This window comes from Acinetobacter brisouii CIP 110357, from assembly GCF_000488275.1.
GTDB lineage: Bacteria > Pseudomonadota > Gammaproteobacteria > Pseudomonadales > Moraxellaceae > Acinetobacter > Acinetobacter brisouii.
In genome coordinates, this window is the sequence record NZ_KI530762.1 from 134,960 (window position 1) to 154,722 (window position 19,763).

The 19,763-nt window shown below is 44.8% G+C and carries 17 protein-coding genes and 2 tRNA genes; 12 read left to right on the top strand and 7 right to left on the bottom strand.

What is annotated here, in order from left to right; all coding sequences use genetic code 11:
* Positions 1-41 precede the first annotated feature (41 nt).
* Together P255_RS00615 and P255_RS00620 are read right to left on the bottom strand one after the other, a co-directional pair.
* Positions 42-929 carry an SDR family NAD(P)-dependent oxidoreductase gene (locus P255_RS00615; protein ID WP_004898962.1) on the bottom strand — a complete coding sequence of 296 codons (888 nt, stop codon included), beginning with the start codon at positions 927-929 and terminating at the stop codon, positions 42-44.
* A gap of 268 nt (positions 930-1,197) precedes the next feature.
* On the bottom strand, positions 1,198-2,475 hold the full coding sequence (locus tag P255_RS00620; RefSeq protein ID WP_004898963.1) for an O-acetylhomoserine aminocarboxypropyltransferase/cysteine synthase family protein: 1,278 nt from the start codon (positions 2,473-2,475) through the stop codon (positions 1,198-1,200).
* Positions 2,476-2,734: 259 nt separating this feature from the next.
* On the opposite strand from P255_RS00620, the gene ettA reads away from it, so the two are divergent.
* From ettA to P255_RS00665, 9 genes are all read left to right on the top strand, one after another.
* A complete protein-coding gene (ettA, locus tag P255_RS00625; protein ID WP_004898964.1) occupies positions 2,735-4,396 on the top strand; it encodes an energy-dependent translational throttle protein EttA in 1,662 nt (553 codons plus the stop codon).
* A complete protein-coding gene (locus tag P255_RS00630; RefSeq protein ID WP_004898966.1) occupies positions 4,397-5,548 on the top strand; it encodes a ceramide glucosyltransferase in 1,152 nt (383 codons plus the stop codon).
* 3 nt (positions 5,549-5,551) lie between these two features.
* Positions 5,552-6,121, top strand: coding sequence for a DedA family protein (locus P255_RS00635; RefSeq protein ID WP_004898967.1), 570 nt, complete (start codon positions 5,552-5,554; stop codon positions 6,119-6,121).
* Positions 6,118-6,792, top strand: a complete 675-nt coding sequence (locus P255_RS00640) for a glycosyltransferase family 2 protein (protein WP_004898969.1) — start codon at positions 6,118-6,120, stop codon at positions 6,790-6,792. Before P255_RS00635 ends, P255_RS00640 begins: the two co-directional genes overlap by 4 nt.
* Positions 6,793-7,241: 449 nt before the next feature.
* The gene (locus P255_RS00645; RefSeq protein ID WP_051065277.1) at positions 7,242-7,571 is read left to right on the top strand and encodes a hypothetical protein; all 330 of its coding nucleotides are present in this window, start codon (positions 7,242-7,244) and stop codon (positions 7,569-7,571) included.
* Positions 7,572-7,616: 45 nt separating this feature from the next.
* Positions 7,617-8,936: a TolC family protein gene (locus P255_RS00650; RefSeq protein ID WP_228127499.1), complete on the top strand. Its 1,320-nt coding sequence runs from the start codon at positions 7,617-7,619 to the stop codon at positions 8,934-8,936.
* Complete coding sequence (locus tag P255_RS00655; RefSeq protein ID WP_004898972.1) at positions 8,936-10,135, top strand: efflux RND transporter periplasmic adaptor subunit; 1,200 nt, start codon at positions 8,936-8,938, stop codon at positions 10,133-10,135. The genes P255_RS00650 and P255_RS00655 overlap by 1 nt, the downstream gene beginning before the upstream one ends.
* Entirely contained in the window at positions 10,125-13,256 is a 3,132-nt protein-coding gene (locus tag P255_RS00660; protein WP_004898974.1) for an efflux RND transporter permease subunit, read from the top strand. Before P255_RS00655 ends, P255_RS00660 begins: the two co-directional genes overlap by 11 nt.
* A gap of 83 nt (positions 13,257-13,339) precedes the next feature.
* The gene (locus P255_RS00665; RefSeq protein WP_004898975.1) at positions 13,340-14,251 is read left to right on the top strand and encodes a cation diffusion facilitator family transporter; all 912 of its coding nucleotides are present in this window, start codon (positions 13,340-13,342) and stop codon (positions 14,249-14,251) included.
* A 12-nt stretch (positions 14,252-14,263) separates the two neighbouring features.
* Here P255_RS00665 and P255_RS00670 read toward each other — a convergent pair whose 3' ends face one another.
* The 5 genes from P255_RS00670 to P255_RS00690 form a co-directional block, all read right to left on the bottom strand.
* A complete protein-coding gene (locus P255_RS00670; RefSeq protein ID WP_004898976.1) occupies positions 14,264-14,602 on the bottom strand; it encodes a hypothetical protein in 339 nt (112 codons plus the stop codon).
* 104 nt (positions 14,603-14,706) lie between these two features.
* A tRNA-Glu gene (locus P255_RS00675) sits at positions 14,707-14,782 on the bottom strand.
* Positions 14,783-14,807: 25 nt separating this feature from the next.
* Positions 14,808-14,883 (bottom strand) — tRNA-Ala (locus P255_RS00680).
* Between the two features lie 54 nt (positions 14,884-14,937).
* Entirely contained in the window at positions 14,938-16,449 is a 1,512-nt protein-coding gene (gltX, locus tag P255_RS00685; RefSeq protein WP_004898977.1) for a glutamate--tRNA ligase, read from the bottom strand.
* A gap of 110 nt (positions 16,450-16,559) precedes the next feature.
* Positions 16,560-16,877 carry a hypothetical protein gene (locus tag P255_RS00690; RefSeq protein ID WP_004898978.1) on the bottom strand — a complete coding sequence of 106 codons (318 nt, stop codon included), beginning with the start codon at positions 16,875-16,877 and terminating at the stop codon, positions 16,560-16,562.
* Between the two features lie 451 nt (positions 16,878-17,328).
* Here P255_RS00690 and P255_RS00695 point away from each other — a divergent pair, with 451 nt between their 5' ends.
* From P255_RS00695 to ftsL, 3 genes are all read left to right on the top strand, one after another.
* A complete protein-coding gene (locus tag P255_RS00695; RefSeq protein ID WP_004898980.1) occupies positions 17,329-18,327 on the top strand; it encodes a sulfate ABC transporter substrate-binding protein in 999 nt (332 codons plus the stop codon).
* Positions 18,328-18,495: 168 nt separating this feature from the next.
* Positions 18,496-19,410 (top strand): 16S rRNA (cytosine(1402)-N(4))-methyltransferase RsmH, encoded by a 915-nt coding sequence (gene rsmH / locus P255_RS00700; protein WP_004898982.1) that lies wholly within the window; start codon positions 18,496-18,498, stop codon positions 19,408-19,410.
* A 9-nt stretch (positions 19,411-19,419) separates the two neighbouring features.
* Positions 19,420-19,755, top strand: coding sequence for a cell division protein FtsL (gene ftsL / locus P255_RS00705; RefSeq protein ID WP_004898983.1), 336 nt, complete (start codon positions 19,420-19,422; stop codon positions 19,753-19,755).
* The last annotated feature ends 8 nt before the right edge of the window (positions 19,756-19,763 follow it).

Here is a 19,763-nt window from a genome sequence, read left to right on the forward strand (position 1 = left end):
GAAACCAAGCCTGTATTGATCAGGCTTGGCGAAATAGCTGTTTACCAGTGTTCACCTGGAAATAATCGTGCATAAGTGCGTTGTACCCAGTTGAGTTTTTGCTGCTCGCCAACAGAAGCGGTAGAACTTGGGAACAGGTTAAAGCCGATGGACATGATCTTGTCGTTAATTTCAGGCGCAATCGCATACGTCAGTGAAGACAGGTAACCCAAGTGTGTGGCAATTTTCTTCGGTTTTTTCACAATTGCATACGCGACTAGGTCTGCTGCCTGTTCAGGTGACAGAGTCGGTACGTATTTGTAAATCTTGGTTGGTGCAATCATTGGGGTACGTACCAATGGCATATACACTGTTGTAATGGAAATCTTGTGAGAATGTACTTCAGCAGACAAACAGCGGCTAAAGGCATCAAGTGCAGCTTTTGACGCAACATAAGCTGAAAAACGTGTGGCATTGGCAAGAACACCAATCGAACTGATATTAATGATTTGCCCGTGCTTACGTTTCATCATGTGTGGCAAGATATTTAAGACCAAACGTACTGCACCAAAGTAGTTGAGCTGCATGGTACGTTCAAAATCATGAAAACGATCTATCGATTCGTGTACAGCGCGGCGAATGGATCGTCCTGCATTGTTAATTAAAATATCAATATGGTCGACATCGGCTAAAATTTGTTTGGCGACGGCATCAATCGCTTCCATGTCATTCAGGTCGCATGGGTACACCGATGCCTGACCACCGTTTTGTTCAATTTCAGTTTTGACTTCTAAAAGTTTTTCTTCAGTACGGGCGACCAAGAGTACGTGTGCACCTGCGCTAGCCAGTTTTTTAGCGACCGTCATACCAATGCCACTTGAAGCCCCGGTTACTAATGCGATTTTGCCGTGCACTTTCCCTTGGAATATTTTTTCAAGTTTTTTATCCACGTGTTTAGCCTGCCTCGATTTGATTTAAAAAATGGGTATTTAATTATTTTATGGAATGTTGCTTCTCTGCCGAAAAGAAAGAGAATGCTAAAAAATCATACAACCAATATTGAAGGAAAAGCTAGGGGTAAGTGTATGAATTTATAAACAATAAATAGAGCAATTGCTCTATTTATTGTAACAATTTAATGATTAAAACATAAATTGTACTGGCGATATATTTTTACCCGATCAAGGACACTAAGAAATGGGCAAAACAATCTGCTCTTTATACAGCATTGAGTGCCTGTTCAAGGTCAGCAATCAAGTCATCAATATGTTCAATTCCGATGGATAAGCGCACCATATCTACACTGACGCCCGCTGCTTTTAGCTCATCTGGGTTAAGCTGACGGTGTGTTGTAGTAGCAGGATGACAGGCTAAGCTTTTGGCATCGCCGATATTCACCAGACGGGTAAACAGTTGTAAGGCATCAATAAAACGCGTACCACCTGCCAAGCCATCTTGTACCCCAAAAGATAAAATCGCAGAAGGTTTACCCTGTACATATTTTTGTGCCAGTGCATGCTGTGGATGCTCAGGCAGACCTGCATAGTTGACCCATTTGACTTTTGGATGTTGCTGGAGGTATTCGGCAATACGCTGAGCATTTTCGGTATGGCGCTGCATACGCAGGGAGAGGGTTTCCAGACCTTGTAAAATCAAAAAGGCATTAAATGGGCTAATCGCTGCGCCTGTGTTGCGTAATGGCACAACGCGCGCTCGAGCAATATATGCTGCTTCGCCCAAGGCTTCGACATAGTTCACACCATGATAGCTTGGATCTGGGGTGTTTAACGATTTAAAGCGTTCAGGGTATTGTCCCCACGGAAATTTACCACTGTCGACAATAATTCCGCCAATACTGTTGCCATGTCCGCCAATATATTTTGTCAGTGAGTGGACAATAATATCTGCGCCAAATTCAAACGATTTTTGCAGTACTGGTGTAGCAACAGTGTTATCGACAACAACAGGAACGCCATGTGCGTGAGCAATTTCGGCGATTTTTTCCAGATCAATAATATTTCCCAAAGGATTGCCAATCGATTCGACAAACACCAGCTTGGTTTTTTCATCAATGAGCGACGCAAGTTGATCAGGCTGTTGATAATCAAAGAAACGAACTTCGATACCTTGCTTAGGCAGGGTATGGGCGAACAGGTTATAGGTACCACCATATAAAGTCGAAACCGATGCAATATTGTCGCCTGCTTCAGCAATGGTCTGAATTGCATAAGTAATGGCTGCCATACCCGATGCCAGCGCCAGTGCTCCAATCCCGCCTTCTAACGCTGCGATACGTTGCTCCAACACGGCTGTGGTCGGGTTCATGATGCGGGTATAGATATTGCCCTGAACTTTGAGATCAAATAAATCGGCGCCATGCTGCGTGTTGTCAAAAGAATAAGACGTCGTTTGATAAATTGGAACGGCAACCGCTTTGGTGGTGGCTTCTGGGCTGTAACCTGCATGAATGGCAAGGGTTTCGTCTTTATGGCTCATGTCGTTTTCTTGTCCTATGTATTTATATTCGTTGAGTTTAAAATGTTTTAATTGCAGCATGTATATGCTTTTGTGCGTTACTTATCTGAATTTATGCAATATCTGGTTGAATATATAGTAGCGCCTTTGACAATGAATTGTCACAAACTGCTGACATGATCTAGGCGATAGTCTTATGTTTTTGACTGATTCATCGTATAATGCGAGCAATTTTTGTCGCGGTTTGCGATGTTTTGCTTTTTCAATTGAGGAGTCCTAAGTGGCCCAATATATTTATACGATGAACCGAGTGTCTAAGATGATTCCGCCTAAGCGCGAAATCTTAAAAGACATCTCTTTATCATTTTTCCCGGGTGCAAAAATTGGTGTACTTGGTTTAAACGGTGCAGGTAAATCGACCTTGCTTCGTATTATGGCGGGCGTAGACAAAGATTTTTCTGGTGAAGCACGTGCGCAACCGGGTATCAAAATCGGTTATTTAGAGCAAGAACCACCGCTCGATCCAAATAAAGACGTTCGTGGCAACGTAGAAGATGGTTTGCGTGAACCATTAGATGCTTTGGCGCGTTTGGACGAAGTGTTTGCTGAATATGCGTCTGAAGATGCAGACTTTGATAAGTTAGCGAAAGAACAAGAAAAATTAGAAGCGATTATCCATTCATGGGATGCGCATAACCTCAGCAACCAAATGGATCAAGCCGCAGCTGCGTTGAACCTTCCAGCTTGGGATGCTGATGTGACTTTACTGTCAGGTGGTGAGCGTCGTCGTGTTGCGTTGTGTCGTTTGCTTTTATCTAAGCCAGACATGTTGCTTCTAGACGAACCGACGAACCATTTGGATGCAGAGTCTGTGTCTTGGTTAGAGCGTTTCTTGAAAGACTTTGCGGGCACTATTGTGGCGATTACGCATGACCGTTATTTCCTAGATAACGTTGCCGAGTGGATTTTGGAGCTTGACCGCGGACATGGTATTCCTTACCAAGGTAACTATTCTTCTTGGTTGGAGCAAAAGAATGCGCGTCTAGAACAAGAGAATAAGCAAGAAGAGTCTTTTGCTAAAGCATTGAAGAAAGAACTTGAATGGGTTCGTTCAAATGCCAAAGGTCAACAAAAGAAAAACAAAGCGCGTATGGAGCGTTTTGAAGAGCTTAACTCACGCGAATTCCAACAGCGTAACGAAACGTCTGAAATCTATATTCCACCTGGTCCACGCCTAGGCAACAAGGTTGTAGAAGTAGAAGGCATCAGCAAATCATTTGATGGTCGCGTACTATACGAAAACTTAAGCTTTACTGTACCACCAACTGCAATTGTCGGTATCGTGGGTCCAAACGGTGCGGGTAAAACCACACTGTTCCGTATGATGACTGGTGAACAACAGCCAGATACAGGTACGGTAACGTTGGGCGAGTCGGTTAAAGTGGCCTATGTTGGTCAGATTCGTGACACCTTAGATAACAACAAAACTGTTTGGGAAGAAGTTTCTGGCGGTTTGGATATCTTAAGAATTGGCGATTATGAAATTGCATCACGTGCTTATATCGGTCGCTTTAACTTTAAAGGTCAAGATCAGCAAAAACGTGTAGGCGAATTGTCAGGTGGTGAGCGTAACCGTTTACAACTGGCGAAAATCCTGCAAATGGGCGCAAACGTGATCTTACTGGATGAGCCATCGAACGACTTGGATATCGAAACTTTACGTGCGCTTGAAGATGCCATTTTGGTATTCCCAGGTACAGTGATGGTAGTATCGCATGACCGTTGGTTCCTTGACCGTATTGCAACGCACATTTTGTCATTTGAAAATGAACAACCTGAATTCTACGAAGGCAACTATGCTGAGTATGAAGCATACCGCTTGGCACGTTTAGGCGAAGATGCGGTACAAAAGCGTACCAAATACAAAAAAATCAGTGGATAAATGGCACTGTTAGCAATTATTGCTGGGATAGCAAGCTGCACATTATTGATTGTGCAGCTTGGCTCTCTTTATGTTGCTTTTCGGCGACTCAATTCTCCGATACATTCTTCTATTCTTAAAAAAACACCACACATTACATTGATTCGACCACTCTGTGGTCTAGATAATTTTGCAGAAGAATTACTTTTATCCTGCTTTAAACAGGATTACCCATGTTATGACATCCTTTTTTGCGTTGCTTCTGCACAAGATCCAGTCATTCCTTATGTCAATCGCTTGATTGATTGCCACCCTGAAAGATCCGCCAAACTCCTGATCGGAAATGACCTGATTACGAAAAATCCGAAACTCAATAACATGGAGAAGGCGTGGCAAAGTACATCTGCTCAATGGATTGCGATGGCGGACAGTAATCTGTTGCTTCCACCAGACTATCTGCGCTCATTAATTTTGAGTTTTGATGAGCAAGATACAGGGCTTGTGAGTTCACCTGCGATTGGGATTCGACCAGCGAATTTGTGGGGTGCAGTTGAAGCGGCATTATTGAATACACATCAGGCGCGCTGGCAGTTTTTATCCGATGCCATCGGCCTTGGATTTGCACAAGGCAAGACCCTGTTTTGGCACAGAGATGTTCTTGATCAGCGTGGTGGGCTGTCAGCATTAGGGCATGAATTGGCAGAAGATGTTGCATCGACGAAACTGGTTAGAGATGCGGGCTTGAAAGTTCATTTAACACCAAGACCTTTTGCTCAGCCGATTGGTGAGCGAACATTACGCGCGGTCTGGGATCGTCAGTTACGCTGGGCACGTATTCGTCGGCTTGGTTTTTTCTGGCTATTTATTCCTGAAATATTGTTAGGCTCTGTACCAGTCATGGCGAGTCTGATTTATCTGGTTCATCTACAGATGATTCCCTGGATATTGCCTCCTGCTGTCTTTATTTTGTGGTACGGCGCTGAGTGGATGGTGGCGAAGCTGCTGCATTGGCCACATAGTGCCAGAGATGTATGTGCAATGATCATTCGTGACATGCTATTGCCATTGTTATGGTTATGGTGTTGGGCTGGCCGCAGTTTTGTGTGGCATGGGAATGCGATGAATAGTCCTGCTTCTGCCAATGTGCAAGAACAGAAAGAGATGGAGCATTAATCCATGTTTGATCTCTCAATGACGGAAGCTTTAATCAAAGCACATGGCTTGTTACTGTTAACGCCTTTGGCCGTGATTGAAGGGCCAATTGTTACGGTAATTGCGGCGTATCTGGCCCGTCTAAATTATTTTAGTCTGCTGACTGTGATTGTGGTCGTGATCATGGCCGATCTAATTGGTGATATCTGTTTTTATCTGCTCGGTCGTGGCATGGTGAAAAAGGGAAGTGTGCCTCCGAAATGGATGCAGCGTTTGGGATTGAACCCAGCCAGACTAGATGGATTGGTCAGTAAATTTGATGTAGAGGGCGGAAAACTTATTGTGATTGGCAAACTCACACATTCTGCAGGTATCGCAGTTTTGTTGGGGGCGGGAATTGCAAGAATGCGTTTTCTTCCGTTCGTTTTTTATAGCGCCGTATCGACGATTCCTAAAAGTCTTTTTTTTGTTGCAATCGGTTATAGCTGTGGAAATTTTGTTAATCGGGTTGATCACTGGATTGGAATGATCTCTTTGATTCTTCTGGTGATTATTGTTTTTGTCAGCATTTTTTGGCTGAAGAGAACTTCATGAAATTAAGTTGTATTATTCCTGCCTACAATGAAGCACCCCGTATTGAAAAAGTACTGGATGCAGTCTGTGGGCATGCACTTGTCGATGAAATTATTGTTGTCGATGATCGATCGACAGACAATACGGTTGAAGTCGCGCAGCGATCTGGCGTTAAAGTCATTAGTTTAGAGCGTAACGGTGGGAAAAGTAATGCTGTTGCGGCGGGAATTTCTGCTGCATCGGGAAGTCATGTACTTTTGCTTGATGCTGACCTGATTGGATTAACCGCATCGGACATTACGGCATTGGCTGAACCGATATGCTCTGGTTCGGCTGATGTGTCTTTAAGTTTGCGTGGTAATAGTCCATTGCCGTGGCAAGTGATTGGATTGGACTATATTTCAGGAGAGCGTATCTTCAGGCGTGATCAGGTGATGAAATATCTGGATGAAATCGGAACGCTGCCCCGTTTTGGGTTGGAGGTTTGGTTAAATCATTTATGGCTTGCAGATCATTCCCGAATTAAAGTTGTGCGTTGGCCTGATGTCATGAGCCCATATAAAGCGAAAAAAATGGGGTGGTTACAAGGAGGTATGGCAGATATCCAAATGCTGCGAGATATTTTTAATACCGTCCCACTGCATAAAGCAAGCATGCAAATAGTGAGAATGTGGTTTAACAAAAGAAAGTGAATAAGATTTTGCAATCTAATCATAGCTAACTATTGGTTATATTTAAAATTTTATAAGTAATTTTAAAAATGGTTCCAAGGCTAGATTGGCACTGTCTTGCAAAAAGAATAATTTCAGGTTGCATTTCTATCATCATAGGTCGCTGTTTTCATTTTTAAATTTAATTTTGGGACAACACCTACACCCTGAATCTACAGTTCGCAGGCTGTTACGTGATGTTAAGTATGGCTTTGCTTTAATGATTCTATCTGGATGTATTGAGTCCGTTTAGCGGTTCTTGTTTGATCGAAGTATTGTCATCTTTATATAAACCTTAAAAACGTGATTCTATAACATGTCATAAAACTGTTATATTTGCGCGGAATCGTTCGAGAGCTTCTGCGTTGAAACGTTGCAGTGTTTTTATCACCATCTTGCTAACTTTGTTCACGTTCCAAAGTGTTTGGAATGTGGCAGCGGCATTTTGCACCCATGAAAATCGACCTGCGATACAAAAAACGAGTTCAGCGCATTTTGGACATCATCAACTGACCTCCGAGCATCTGGCACAGCATCCGAATGTATTGAACACTGCAGATGATCCACCCGATGTTCAGGATCATAGTGATCATTTACCGTCTTTTTCACCTGTAATGGCAGCCGTGCAGGCACATACCCTTGTACCACATCAGGTTTCTATTCAGGTGCTGCGACATTATGACTGGCATAATTTATACCAGTCCCCTGATTTGTTCGCCGCAAATCCACCGCCTGTTTTTGCCCCGCTATTGGTGGGGTAGCCGAAAAATCGCCCACCGTAATATTTCTTTTTACGGGGCAAAACTATGTTTTTTTCTTTCTTCCATGCACAGGCATGGCGTTGCAGCATGCTGCTGGGTGTATGCAGCATGGCAACTTCTATGGCGTATGCTGTAGATCATTCGCTAGGTTTTCAGCAAGCTTTTAAAAAAGTTGAGCAATATCAGGCACAGCAAGGGCTGTGGCAGGCACGCGAAAGCATTGCCAATGCACAACAGCAACAGAGTCGTTTGTGGGAAAACCCAAGTCTTTCTGTTCAGCAAACTGGTTTTGGTTCTAGTCAGGATCGCGAACTGGAAGTTAATCTGTCGCAAAAACTGGATCTGTTTGGTGAGCGTCGCGCTGCACAGCACTTGGCAAAACTTGAGTTGAGCCAAGTCCAGCTTGATCAGCAGCTTTATCGGGTACAGTTACAACTGGCACTCAAATATCGTTGGGTGCAGTTGGCAGTTTTGCAGCAAGAACAGCAACTGACGCGGGCACAACTTAAAAGTAGTCAGGCATTACTTGATGCCACCCGCCTGCGGTATCGGGCGGGGAGTATTTCCCAGTTAGATTTAGATCGTGGTTTGATGGCGCATATTGAAAATCAACAACGCAATCAGCAAGCTCAACAGGCTGTCCAAATCGCCAAGCGGCAACTGGCACACTGGTGGGGTGAAACCAATAGTGATGCATTGGATCTGCAGCTTGAAGATCCATTACGCAGCACTGAAGCATCGATCAAACAGCATCAGCAGCAGAATTTGTTCACTCGCAGCTTGCAATTGCAAAGCCAGCAACAGCAGGCTCAGATTCAACATTTGCGCGCGCAGGCGCGACCTAACCCCATGCTACTGGTGGGTATGGTACGTAGCCAAACTGCAAATCAAAACAATACCGAACAACAGGTACGGGTTGGTGTGGAGATTCCACTGACGCTATTTAATCGGCAGCAATATGCCCAGCAGATGGCGCAGAGCAAAGCCAATTATCTCGATCATGCACAGCAGCAATATCAACAAAATACAGGGCGGTTGCTTGAGACGGCACTGTTGGAGCTACGCAATTTAAACCAGCAACTCAGCTTGGTCAGAGATCAACAAATTCCATTGTCAGAGGGGATTTTACAAAAAACCTTGCAAGGGTTTCAGGCAGGAAAATACGCCATGAGTGATGTGCAACAGGCAAATCTGCAACTGCAGCAGCAGCGTCTACAACAAGCACAGCTGTTAAAAAATGTCTGGCAAAAAGCATTGGATGCCGAGAGTTTGGCACTGGGTGTCGAGCCGAGCGTAGTGGGTGCAGAAGATGCCATCAGCCAAATCCAACAGCGTTTTTCCGCCAATCTTGCAGGAGCACAATAATGTTGAATGTAATCAAAAAATCCCAATTGTTCTGGGTCGTAGTAATTGTGCTGTCGACTGTGGTGTTGGCTGCAGGATTATTATTGGATAATAAAAAGAATACGGGTGCGAAAAGCGAAACCGAACACAGTGAGCAGAAAGAAGCAGGACATGCTTCTGAGTCAGAAGGTGTGGAATTTAGTTCAGCACAAATTCAACAGCAGGGGATTCAACTGGCACAAGTCGCCTATGGCGAGGTCAAGCAAAGTATCAGTTATCCTGCCACGCTGTTAGTAAATACCGATCAGCAGGCGCATGTATCGCCAAGTTTTGCGGGGCGTGTGGAACAGGTTAATGTTGAACTGGGTCAGCAGGTCAAACGCGGGCAGGCATTAGCGACGTTGTTTGTCCCTGATGTGGTCGATCAGCAAGCTAGCTTAAGCATGGCGCAGCAAAATTTACAGCTTGCCGAGCAGGATTATCAACGTGAGCGCCAGCTTTGGCAGCAGGGGATTTCTGCAAAGCAGGATTATCAGCGCGCTTATAGTACCTACCGCCAAGCGCAAATTACCGTACAGGCAGCACGTTCCCGTTTGAGTGCATATGGGGTGAATGCCAACAGTCAGGGACGCTATGTATTGTATGCACCGATTTCTGGAGTGATCAGCAATAAAGACTTGGTGGTTGGGGAAAATGTGCAGCTCAGTGATCAACTATTTACCATTGATCAACTGGGGCAATTGTGGCTCGAATTTGTGTTGCCAAGTTCAGCGCAGCATTTGCAACCTGAGCAAAAAATCCAGTTTAAGTCCTTACAAACAGGCAAGATTTTTCAAGCACAGATTCAAAGCCTGAGTACCGAAGCAGATAAATCTTCTGGGCGCTTAAAAGTCCGCGCCAAAGTACTGGAAGCTTCGAGCGAATTACGTCCAAACCTGATGGTCAATGTCCTGTTTGATGCCGAACAGCCGAAACAGGTGCTACGGGTTGCCAAAACCGCCGTGCAACAGCTTGAAGGTAAAAATGTGGTTTTTTTGGCAAAAGCTGAAAAGGATAAAACCCATTTTCAGCCTGCTGAAGTTCAGTTGGGTGCATATTCGAGTGATGGTCAATGGGTGGAAATCTTGTCTGGGCTAAAAGCAGGGCAACGTTATGTTTCGGCAGGCAGTTTTGTGCTGAAGTCGGAAATGGAAAAAGGCGAGGCTGAGCATGGACACTAAACTGCCACAGCCTGAAGGCTGGTTTGACCGAATCATTCAGTTCGCCATTCAAAATGCACTGTGGGTGATGCTATTTACTTGTGCTTGGATTGGCATTGGAGTGTACAGCTATCAGAAACTGTCGATAGATGCCGTGCCTGACATTACCAATGTACAGGTGCAAATTAACTCGCAAGCCAATGGATTTACTGCACTGGAAGTTGAGCAGCGGATTACCTACCCGATTGAAACTGCGATGGCGGGCATGGCGCATTTGCAGCAGACCCGCTCGATTTCCCGCTATGGGTTGTCGCAAGTCACGATTATTTTTGAAGATGGCACCGATATTTACTGGGCACGACAACTGATTAGCCAGCAACTCCAGCAGGCTAAAGCCGAGTTGCCCGACGGCATCGAACCGCAACTTTCACCGATCTCAACAGGCTTGGGCGAGATTTATCAGTGGGTGATCAAGGCTGAGCCGAATGCCAAAAAGCCAGATGGGCAAGCCTATACCGCAATGGATTTACGCGAGATTCAGGACTGGATTGTGCGTCCGCAGTTACGGCGTGTGCAGGGCGTAGCAGAAATTAACAGTATTGGTGGCTATAACAAAACCTATGTGGTTGCCCCTGATTTAAAACGCCTGCAACAACTACAAATTCCGCTGAGTGATTTGCACACTGCACTACGGGATAACAATGAAAACCGTGGAGCAGGCTTCATTGAGGACAATGGGCAACAGTTGACGGTGCGTGTACCAGGTGTGCTGAGCTCTGTGCAGGATATTGAAAATATCAGTGTCGCCAACAAAAATGGTCTACCGATTCGGGTGGCAGATGTGGCACATGTCTCCATCGGACATGACTTGCGTACAGGCAGTGCAACCTACAACGGTCAGGAAACCGTACTCGGCATCGCCATGATGATGATGGGTGAAAATAGCCGCACTGTTGCCCAAGCGGTGCATACCAAAATCCAGCAGATTCAAAAAAGCCTGCCAAAAGGTGTAGTGATAGAAACGGTGTATGACCGAACTTCACTGGTGGATAAAGCCATCAAAACCGTGGCGAAAAACCTGATTGAAGGTGCGGTGCTGGTCATCGTGATTCTGTTTATTTTCCTTGGGAATTTCAGGGCTGCACTAATTACTGCCTGTATTATTCCGCTGGCGATGCTGTTTACCTTAACAGGCATGGCAAAACAAAATATCAGTGCCAACCTGATGAGTCTGGGTGCGCTGGACTTCGGCATCATTATCGATGGCGCGGTGGTGATCGTAGAAAACTGTATTCGGCGTTTGGCAGAAGCCCAGCACCGAACAGGAGGATTGTTAACCCGTAGCGAGCGATTTCGTGAAGTGTTTTTAGCGGCGAAACAAGCGCGCCGTCCGCTGATTTTTGGGCAAGCCATTATTATGGTGGTGTATTTGCCGATTTTTGCCTTGTCAGGCGTGGAAGCCAAAATGTTCCATCCGATGGCATTTACCGTGGTGATTGCCTTGGTCGGGGCGATGATTTTGTCAGTAACCTTTGTGCCTGCGGCAGTAGCCTTATGTGTGACAGGCAAAGTACAGGAAAAACCAAGCCGCTGGATGCTGACCTTACAACAAGGCTATGCCAATATTTTAGATCGTGCTTATCAATATCGAATCGTCGTGTTGACCGCAGCACTCAGTTTATTGCTGCTGACAGGGGTACTAGCCACCCGAGTCGGCAGCGAGTTTGCACCGACCTTGAGTGAAGGTGACTTTGCAGTGCAGTTGATGCGTGCGCCGAGTACAGGCATTGAACAGTCACTGAAAATGCAGGAACAGGCCGAGCAGCAACTGTTGCAAAAATTCCCTGAAATTAAAGCAATTTTCGCACGGACAGGCACAGCCGAAGTGGCTACCGATGTGATGCCACCCAATATTTCCGATGGAGTGATCTTACTCAAACCGCGTGAACAGTGGTCAAATCCAAATGAAAGCATCGATCAACTCCGTGAGCGCATGCTGAAATTTGTCGCAACACTGGCAGGCAATAACAGTGAATTTTCTCAACCGATTGAACTGCGTTTTAATGAGCTGATTTCAGGCATTCGCAGTGATGTCGGCGTGAAAATTTTTGGTGATGATATGACCGTACTCAATCAGGAAGCCGAAAAGATTGCCCAAAAATTACGTGCAATTTCAGGGGCAAGCGAAGTTAAGGTTGAGCAAACTTCAGGGCTGCCTATGCTCAATGTCGCGATTGATTCTGCATTGGCTGCACAATATGGCTTGTCAGTCAAATCAGTTCAGGACTTGGTCGCCAGTAGTGTTGGTGGGCAAAATGTCGGGCAGATTTTACAAGGTGACCGACGTTTTGACTTTGTGGTGCGTTTGTCTGAGGAGTCACGTAGCACACAGCAATTGGCTCATTTGCCGATTCAACTGCCGAATGGCGGGTTGATTCAACTGCAAGATATTGCCAAAGTTGAACAGGTTTTAGGTTTAAGTCAGGTTAGTCGCGAGCAGGGCAAGCGCCGTGTGGTGGTGACTGCCAATGTGCGGGATCGAGACTTGGGTTCATTTGTGGCAGAGATGCAGCAAACCTTGCAGCAGCAGGCATTGCCAACAGGGTACTGGCTCGGTTTTGGTGGTCAGTTTGAAAATCTGGCTTCAGCAAAAGCCCGTATGCAGATTGTCATTCCTTTGGCTTTGCTGATGATTTTTGCCTTGCTGATGGCTGTATTTTCCAATGTCAAAGATAGCCTGCTGGTGTTTAGTGGCGTGCCATTGGCCTTGTCAGGTGGTGTGGTTGCGCTGTGGCTGCGTGATATTCCTGTGTCAATGTCGGCAGGGGTGGGCTTTATTGCACTTTCAGGTGTCGCCGTACTGAATGGCTTGGTGATGCTGAGCTTTATCAAGGGATTGCGTGAAAACTATGATGTGCACCGCGCCACATGGCAGGGAGCAGTATTACGCCTAAGACCTGTGCTGATGACGGCCTGTGTCGCCTCATTGGGCTTTATTCCGATGGCACTGGCGACAGGCACGGGCGCAGAAGTACAACGACCTTTGGCAACCGTGGTCATTGGGGGGATATTATCCTCAACGCTACTGACTTTGCTGTTATTGCCTGTGATTTATCGCTGGCTGAATGAAAAATCCAGCTAATCATTTTTTGAAAAACCACGTTGGACAAATGCTGAAAATTTGTCTAACGTGGTTTTTATAACCATAAAAACAGGAGTCCCTGTATGAGTGGACACCATCATGGGCATGAGCATCATCATGCCGCAGCTAGTGAAAATAATTCGAAAAAACTTTGGCTGGCACTGGGTCTGACCAGTAGCTTTTTAATCGTTGAAGTGATTGCAGGTTTTCTAACCCAGAGTTTGGCGCTCTTATCCGATGCTGCGCATATGTTTACCGATGCGGCCGCACTGGCAGTTGCACTTATCGCCATTAAAATTGGTAAACTGCCTGCCGATGACAAACGCACGTTTGGGTATCAGCGGTTTGAAATTTTGGCGGCACTGTTCAATGCGCTGATGCTGTTTTTAGTGGCTGTCTATATTTTATATGAAGCTTATGTGCGTTTTAGCCAGCCACCCGAAATTCAAAGTCTAGGTATGTTGGTGGTGGCAATACTGGGTTTAGTGATTAACCTCATCGCCATGAAAATCTTAATGTCAGGCGTGGACGATAGCCTGAATGTCAAAGGTGCATATCTGGAAGTATTGAGCGATGCACTGGGTTCGGTCGGGGTGATTTTTGGGGCAGTACTGATTTATCTGACGCAATGGGTGTGGGTGGATACCTTGGTTGCGGTTTTCATTGGGATGTGGGTGCTGCCACGGACATGGCTTTTGCTCAAACAAAGCATCAATATTTTGCTAGAGGGCGTGCCTGATGAAATTGATATCGAGGCGTTGCGGCAAGATCTGTTATCTCTGGATGGTGTGGAAAGCATTCATCAACTGAAAGTCTGGGCAATCAGCTCCAAGAATATTCATCTCGCGGTACATTTATTTGCACCACAGGCGGAGCGAAATCGTCTATATCGTGAAGCAACAGAAATGCTGACACATCGTTATGGCATTCGGCAGGTGACGTTACAGATTGAAGAAAATCCCTGCCATTCTCATGAACATTTGCATCAGCATTAAGGTTTTAAGATCTTATAAGTGCCACTCATGATTGCAGTCACGGCATTTCCATGCTTTTTGTGACTGAAGAAATCCTTGCATTGATAATTTAAAGTTTGGAAGTTGGCGCCAGAACAGCAGACCTGAACCCACGGTCACCAAAAATACTACGCCTGTAGCAATTTGCAGGATTGGGCTTGCACCATGGGCAAAAACCGACATCACAATACACGCAATCACGAGCAGGAGCAGTAGAAAAATCGAAAAGACCAAAATGACTAAACTTTTTGGAATTTCTGGGCGGACGGCATTGCTCCCTTGGGCAACAGGCATAATTTTAGCACTTTGGCATTGTGGGCAACGATATTGCATGGACACTCCCAAATGAATTTATGGTTATTTTAGCGAACTTCGTGGCAAAGCAAAAAGTTTAGTCGAAAAAAAACCACTGATCATGTCAGTGGTTTTTTAGAATTTGGCGTCCCTACGGGGATTCGAACCCCGGTTACCGCCGTGAAAGGGCGATGTCCTAGGCCTCTAGACGATAGGGACTTATCGAGGCAACACATATGAGGTTTGGTGGAGCCAAGCGGGATCGAACCGCTGACCTCTACAATGCCATTGTAGCGCTCTACCAACTGAGCTATGACCCCAGTCTGTGTGAGCGCAATATTAGGGGCATTCCACTCACACGTCAAGCAAAAAGATTACTCGCTTGTTTCAGTTGCTTCATTTTTCGGCAATTGGATGCTTTCGTTGAGTTTTTCCCAAACTTTAAGCTCTTTTTTGCTCGGACCGCCGACAATTTCAAGCGCACGGCGTAAGCGCGCATAGGTCAGGTCAGGGCCAATGGTAACCATTGCTTGCATCACAGGGGTTGAACTGGTTGAACCTGCAATCGCAATAAAGAACGCTGGCATAAAGTCACGCAGTTTAATGCCCATCTGGTTTGCCAAGTCCATCAGAATCTGGCTGACCGTGTCATTGTTCCATGTGAAGGTTTTTTCCAGACGCCAGATGGCAAACTGTAAGCTTTGACGTACTTGTTCTTGGTTCAATTTTTTGCTTTCAAACATCTCTGCAGTGATGTTTGGCATGTGGTTGAAGTAAAAACCTGCCCAGTTCACGGCTTCTGACAACAAGTTGATACGCGGCTGAATCGCGGTGGCAATCTCTTCAAGTTTTTTGCTGTCATTTTGCCAAGTCAAAATACGCTCTAGCAGTTGTACAGGGCTTAAACCTTTAATCCACTGACCATTCAACCAGTTCAGTTTATCGACATCAAACACTGGACCACCCAAAGACACACGGTGAATGTCAAAATTGTCCATCATGTCTTGTAAGGTGAACACTTCACGCTCGTCAGGCATCGACCAACCCATACGACCCAAGTAGTTCAATAGTGCTTCAGGTAATACACCGATGTCGCGGTAGTAGTTGATTGACGTCGGGTTTTTACGTTTTGATAATTTCGATTTGTCTGGGTTACGCAACAATGGCATGTGACAAAGCTGTGGCATGTCCCAACCGAAGTATTGGTAAAGCAACTGGTGTTTTGGTGCCGAAGGTAACCATTCTTCACCACGGAATACATGGGTGATTTGCATGAGATGGTCATCGACTACGTTGGCCAAGTGGTAGGTTGGCAGACCATCGGTTTTCAGCAAGATTTGCATGTCGACCTGCGCCCAAGGAATATCCACTTCGCCACGCAGTAAGTCATTGACTTTACAGATACCTTCTTCAGGAACTTTCATACGAATCACATGTGGTTCGCCTGCTGCAAGACGGCGTTGAACTTCTTCTTGAGAAAGTTTTAAACCACGACCATCGTATTTTGGCGTTTCGCCACGTGCTTGTTGTTCCGCACGCATCTGATCCAGCTCTTCGGCTGTCGCAAAACAGTAAAATGCGTGTCCTTTTTCCACCAGCTCCAGCGCATATTGTTTATAGATATGCATACGCTCAGACTGACGGTAAGGTGCGTGTGGACCGCCGACATCTGGGCCTTCTGACCATTCGATACCTAACCAGCGTAGTGAATCCAAAATCATTTTTTCTGATTCAGGTGTTGAACGCAGTTGATCCGTATCTTCAATACGTAAAATAAACTCGCCGCCATGTTGTCTAGCGAAGCACAAGTTAAATAAGGCAATATAAGCTGTACCTACATGAGGGAAGCCTGTAGGAGAGGGCGCGATACGGGTACGGACTTTCATAATGGATTCAGTTTTAAAATCTAATGCGGGCTATTATAACGAAAAAAGCCCTGTATAACGTGAAAAAGCAACGTAACACAAGGCTGATTTTGACGGGAATGTCTTAGGAATTAAGAGTCGCGCGTTTGAAATAATGCTTGGAGAATTCGAGAAAAACGTTCATGTTGGTAAGCAAAGAAGTTTTGGCTTGGCTGTACATGAATGGCATTTAAGATTTTGATGTTATCCAGATCTGAATCAATCGCTTTGGTATTTTGCTTTTGCTTACTGAGTTCTTTTTCAATCAATGAAACATGATGAGCATTTTTACCCAGTGTAATGGCGGTTTTGCTTGTTACTTTGTCTTTATTTTCAATGACATTTGCATAGCTACCTGTTGCACCTAAACTTAGACACAAGCCTAAAACTACACCATGAAAATATGCCATAAAATAAAACTCCAAAAAGTTAAAGCGGCTTTTTTTGTTATTCCCAGCGTATTTAAACAACGCTACCACTGATTTTATCAGTTGCTACTATAACGTACATTTACATAAAAGAAAGCGTATTTATTTTACAAAATACCCATCTGGTTTATGGCGATATACTGAGAATCCTACATAATGGCTGTTTTAACAAAGAAATAGACTTGTTTGGTAAGCCCGTTTTATTTTCTTGTGTCTCATTGAAATAGATTTCAATTTTGATCAAAGAAAGATAAATAAAGAGCGGGTAGCCATGATGAAACAGATCTAGGTCATCAGAATGAATAGTCAATAGTCACATATCAGTAGTATAGAAGAAAAACCTGAAAGCTTAGAATAAAACATTATAAATGTTTGATATTTCAAATTTATTAAGAATAAGTATAGTGATTTAAAAATATTTTGAGAATAAAAAATGCGCAAGCTGATTACAGCAGGGGTAGTAACACTGCTCACAACAACAAGTTCATGGGTTTATGCAGATAAAACCTTCCTCAATGTGTCTTATGATCCAACCCGAGAGTTTTATCAGGAATATAATCAAGTTTTTGGGCAGTATTGGCTCAAACGTACAGGTGAGAAAGTTGAGTTTAAACAGTCACATGGTGGTTCAGGTAAACAGGCTCGCGCAGTTGCTTCGGGTTTGCCAGCCGATGTGGTGACGTTGGCACTTGCTAACGATATCGATGAAATTGCCAATGCAGGCTATATCCGTAAAGACTGGCAGCAACAATTTCCGCAGCATTCGGCACCATACACATCAACCGTGGTTTTTTTGGTGCGTAAGGGCAACCCAAAACAGATTCATGACTGGAAAGATTTGACCAGATCTGGTGTGGAAATTATTACGCCAAATCCAAAAACGGGCGGTGCACCGCGCTGGATTTATTTGGCGGCATGGGGTTATGCGCTTAAGCAGCCAGGTGGTAATGATACTAAAGCCCGAGAACTGGTATCTAAACTGTATCACAATGTCAAAGTGCTTGACTCTGGGGCGCGCGGTTCACTGACGACATTTGCTGAACGTGGTATTGGGGATGTGTTGTTGACTTGGGAAAATGAAGCTTTACTGGCACAAAATAATTTAGGCAAAGATAAGTACCAGATTGTTTATCCTTCGGTGTCAATTTTAGCCGAACCTTCGGTGGCAATTGTCGATAAAACAGTCGATAAAGATGGCAATCGTCTTTTGGCAAAAGGCTATTTAAACTTTTTATATTCCCCACAAGGGCAGGCACTGGCAGCCAAATATAATTTCCGCCCGCGCAATGCACAGGTTGCACAAAAATACGCGTATAAATTCCCGAAAATCAAATTATTTACCATTGATCAGGTCTTTGGTGGCTGGGCAAAAGCGCAAAAAATCCATTTTGCCAATGGTGGTGTTTTCGACCAGATTTATGCAAAACCTTAAACAATTTGCCTCAGGTCGCTGGGGCGCAGTATTGATTTGCTGATTTTTTTAACAAAAAACGGAAATAACTATCGCAAAATAATATTTCCGTACAAAAAGCCGTTTGGAACTTGCATGAAACATGGAGATAATGTGCAATTACATTTTTAATTCTCGATTTCCGTCCGTATGTCACATATTTCTGTATTACTCCATGAAACTATAGATGCGTTGTTAGCAGATCGTCATACAGGAATTTATGTCGATGCAACTTTTGGGCGTGGTGGACACAGCCGCTTATTATTATCAAAACTCGATGCCAATAGCCGCGTTTATGCCTTCGACAAAGACCCACAAGCTTTGGCTGTGGCTGCTGAACTAGAACAACAAGACCCTCGTTTTAAAATTATTCATGCCAGTTTCGCCGATATTCAGCAAGAACTGACTGCATTAGGTCTGCATGAAGTCGATGGCATCATGGCAGACTTAGGCGTCTCATCCCCTCAGCTTGACCAAGCCGAGCGCGGTTTTAGCTTTATGCAAGACGGCCCGTTGGACATGCGCATGGACAATTCAAAGGGGCAAACTGCCAGTGAATGGTTATTGAGCATTGAAGAAGAAGCGCTTGCCAATATTATTTTCCAGTATGGTGAAGAGCGTTATAGTCGCCGAATTGCCCGTGCCATTAAGCAGGCAGGGGAAATTCGTACAACTGCCCAACTTGCTGAAATTGTCAAAGTTGCCCATCCGAAATGGGAAAAAAACAAGCATGCCGCGACGCGTACTTTCCAAGCCATTCGTATTGCGATTAATAAAGAACTCGATGATATTGAAAAGTTTCTACCACAAGCGGTAGATTTACTCTCAGCACATGGGCGTTTGGCAGTGATTAGTTTCCATTCTTTAGAAGACCGTCTGATCAAGCAATTTATTCAAAAAGAGTCTACTCTGGCAGAAGATCATGGTTGGGGCTTGCCGCAACAGCGAGTTGATACGCGTCGTCTGAAAAAAATCTCGCGCATTCGCGCCAGTGAACAAGAAGTAAAAAGTAACCCACGCTCACGTAGTGCATGGTTACGTGTGGCTGAACGACTAGATAAATAAAGGCACACCATGAATATAGAGGTTGTTGAAGAAAAACCAGTCAAGGATCGAGTTGTGTTGAAAAAAGGGCTGACCTATTTGGTTTTGGTCTGCCTGATTTTTATCAGCGCGGTTATGGTGGTATTTGAAGTATACGAATATCGGTATGATTATCGTCAATTGAGTAGTTTACTGCGTGCTGAAGATGATCTAAATGCCGAATGGGGACGGTTGCTGATCGAGCAGCAAACTTTTGGGGCAACTGCCCAAATCGGGACACGTGCCGTGACCCAGCTTCGTATGTACTCACCACCACCTTCGGATACCGTGGTGATTTCTCTTCCTTCAACCGCGCAAAAAAAGTAAGGTCAGTT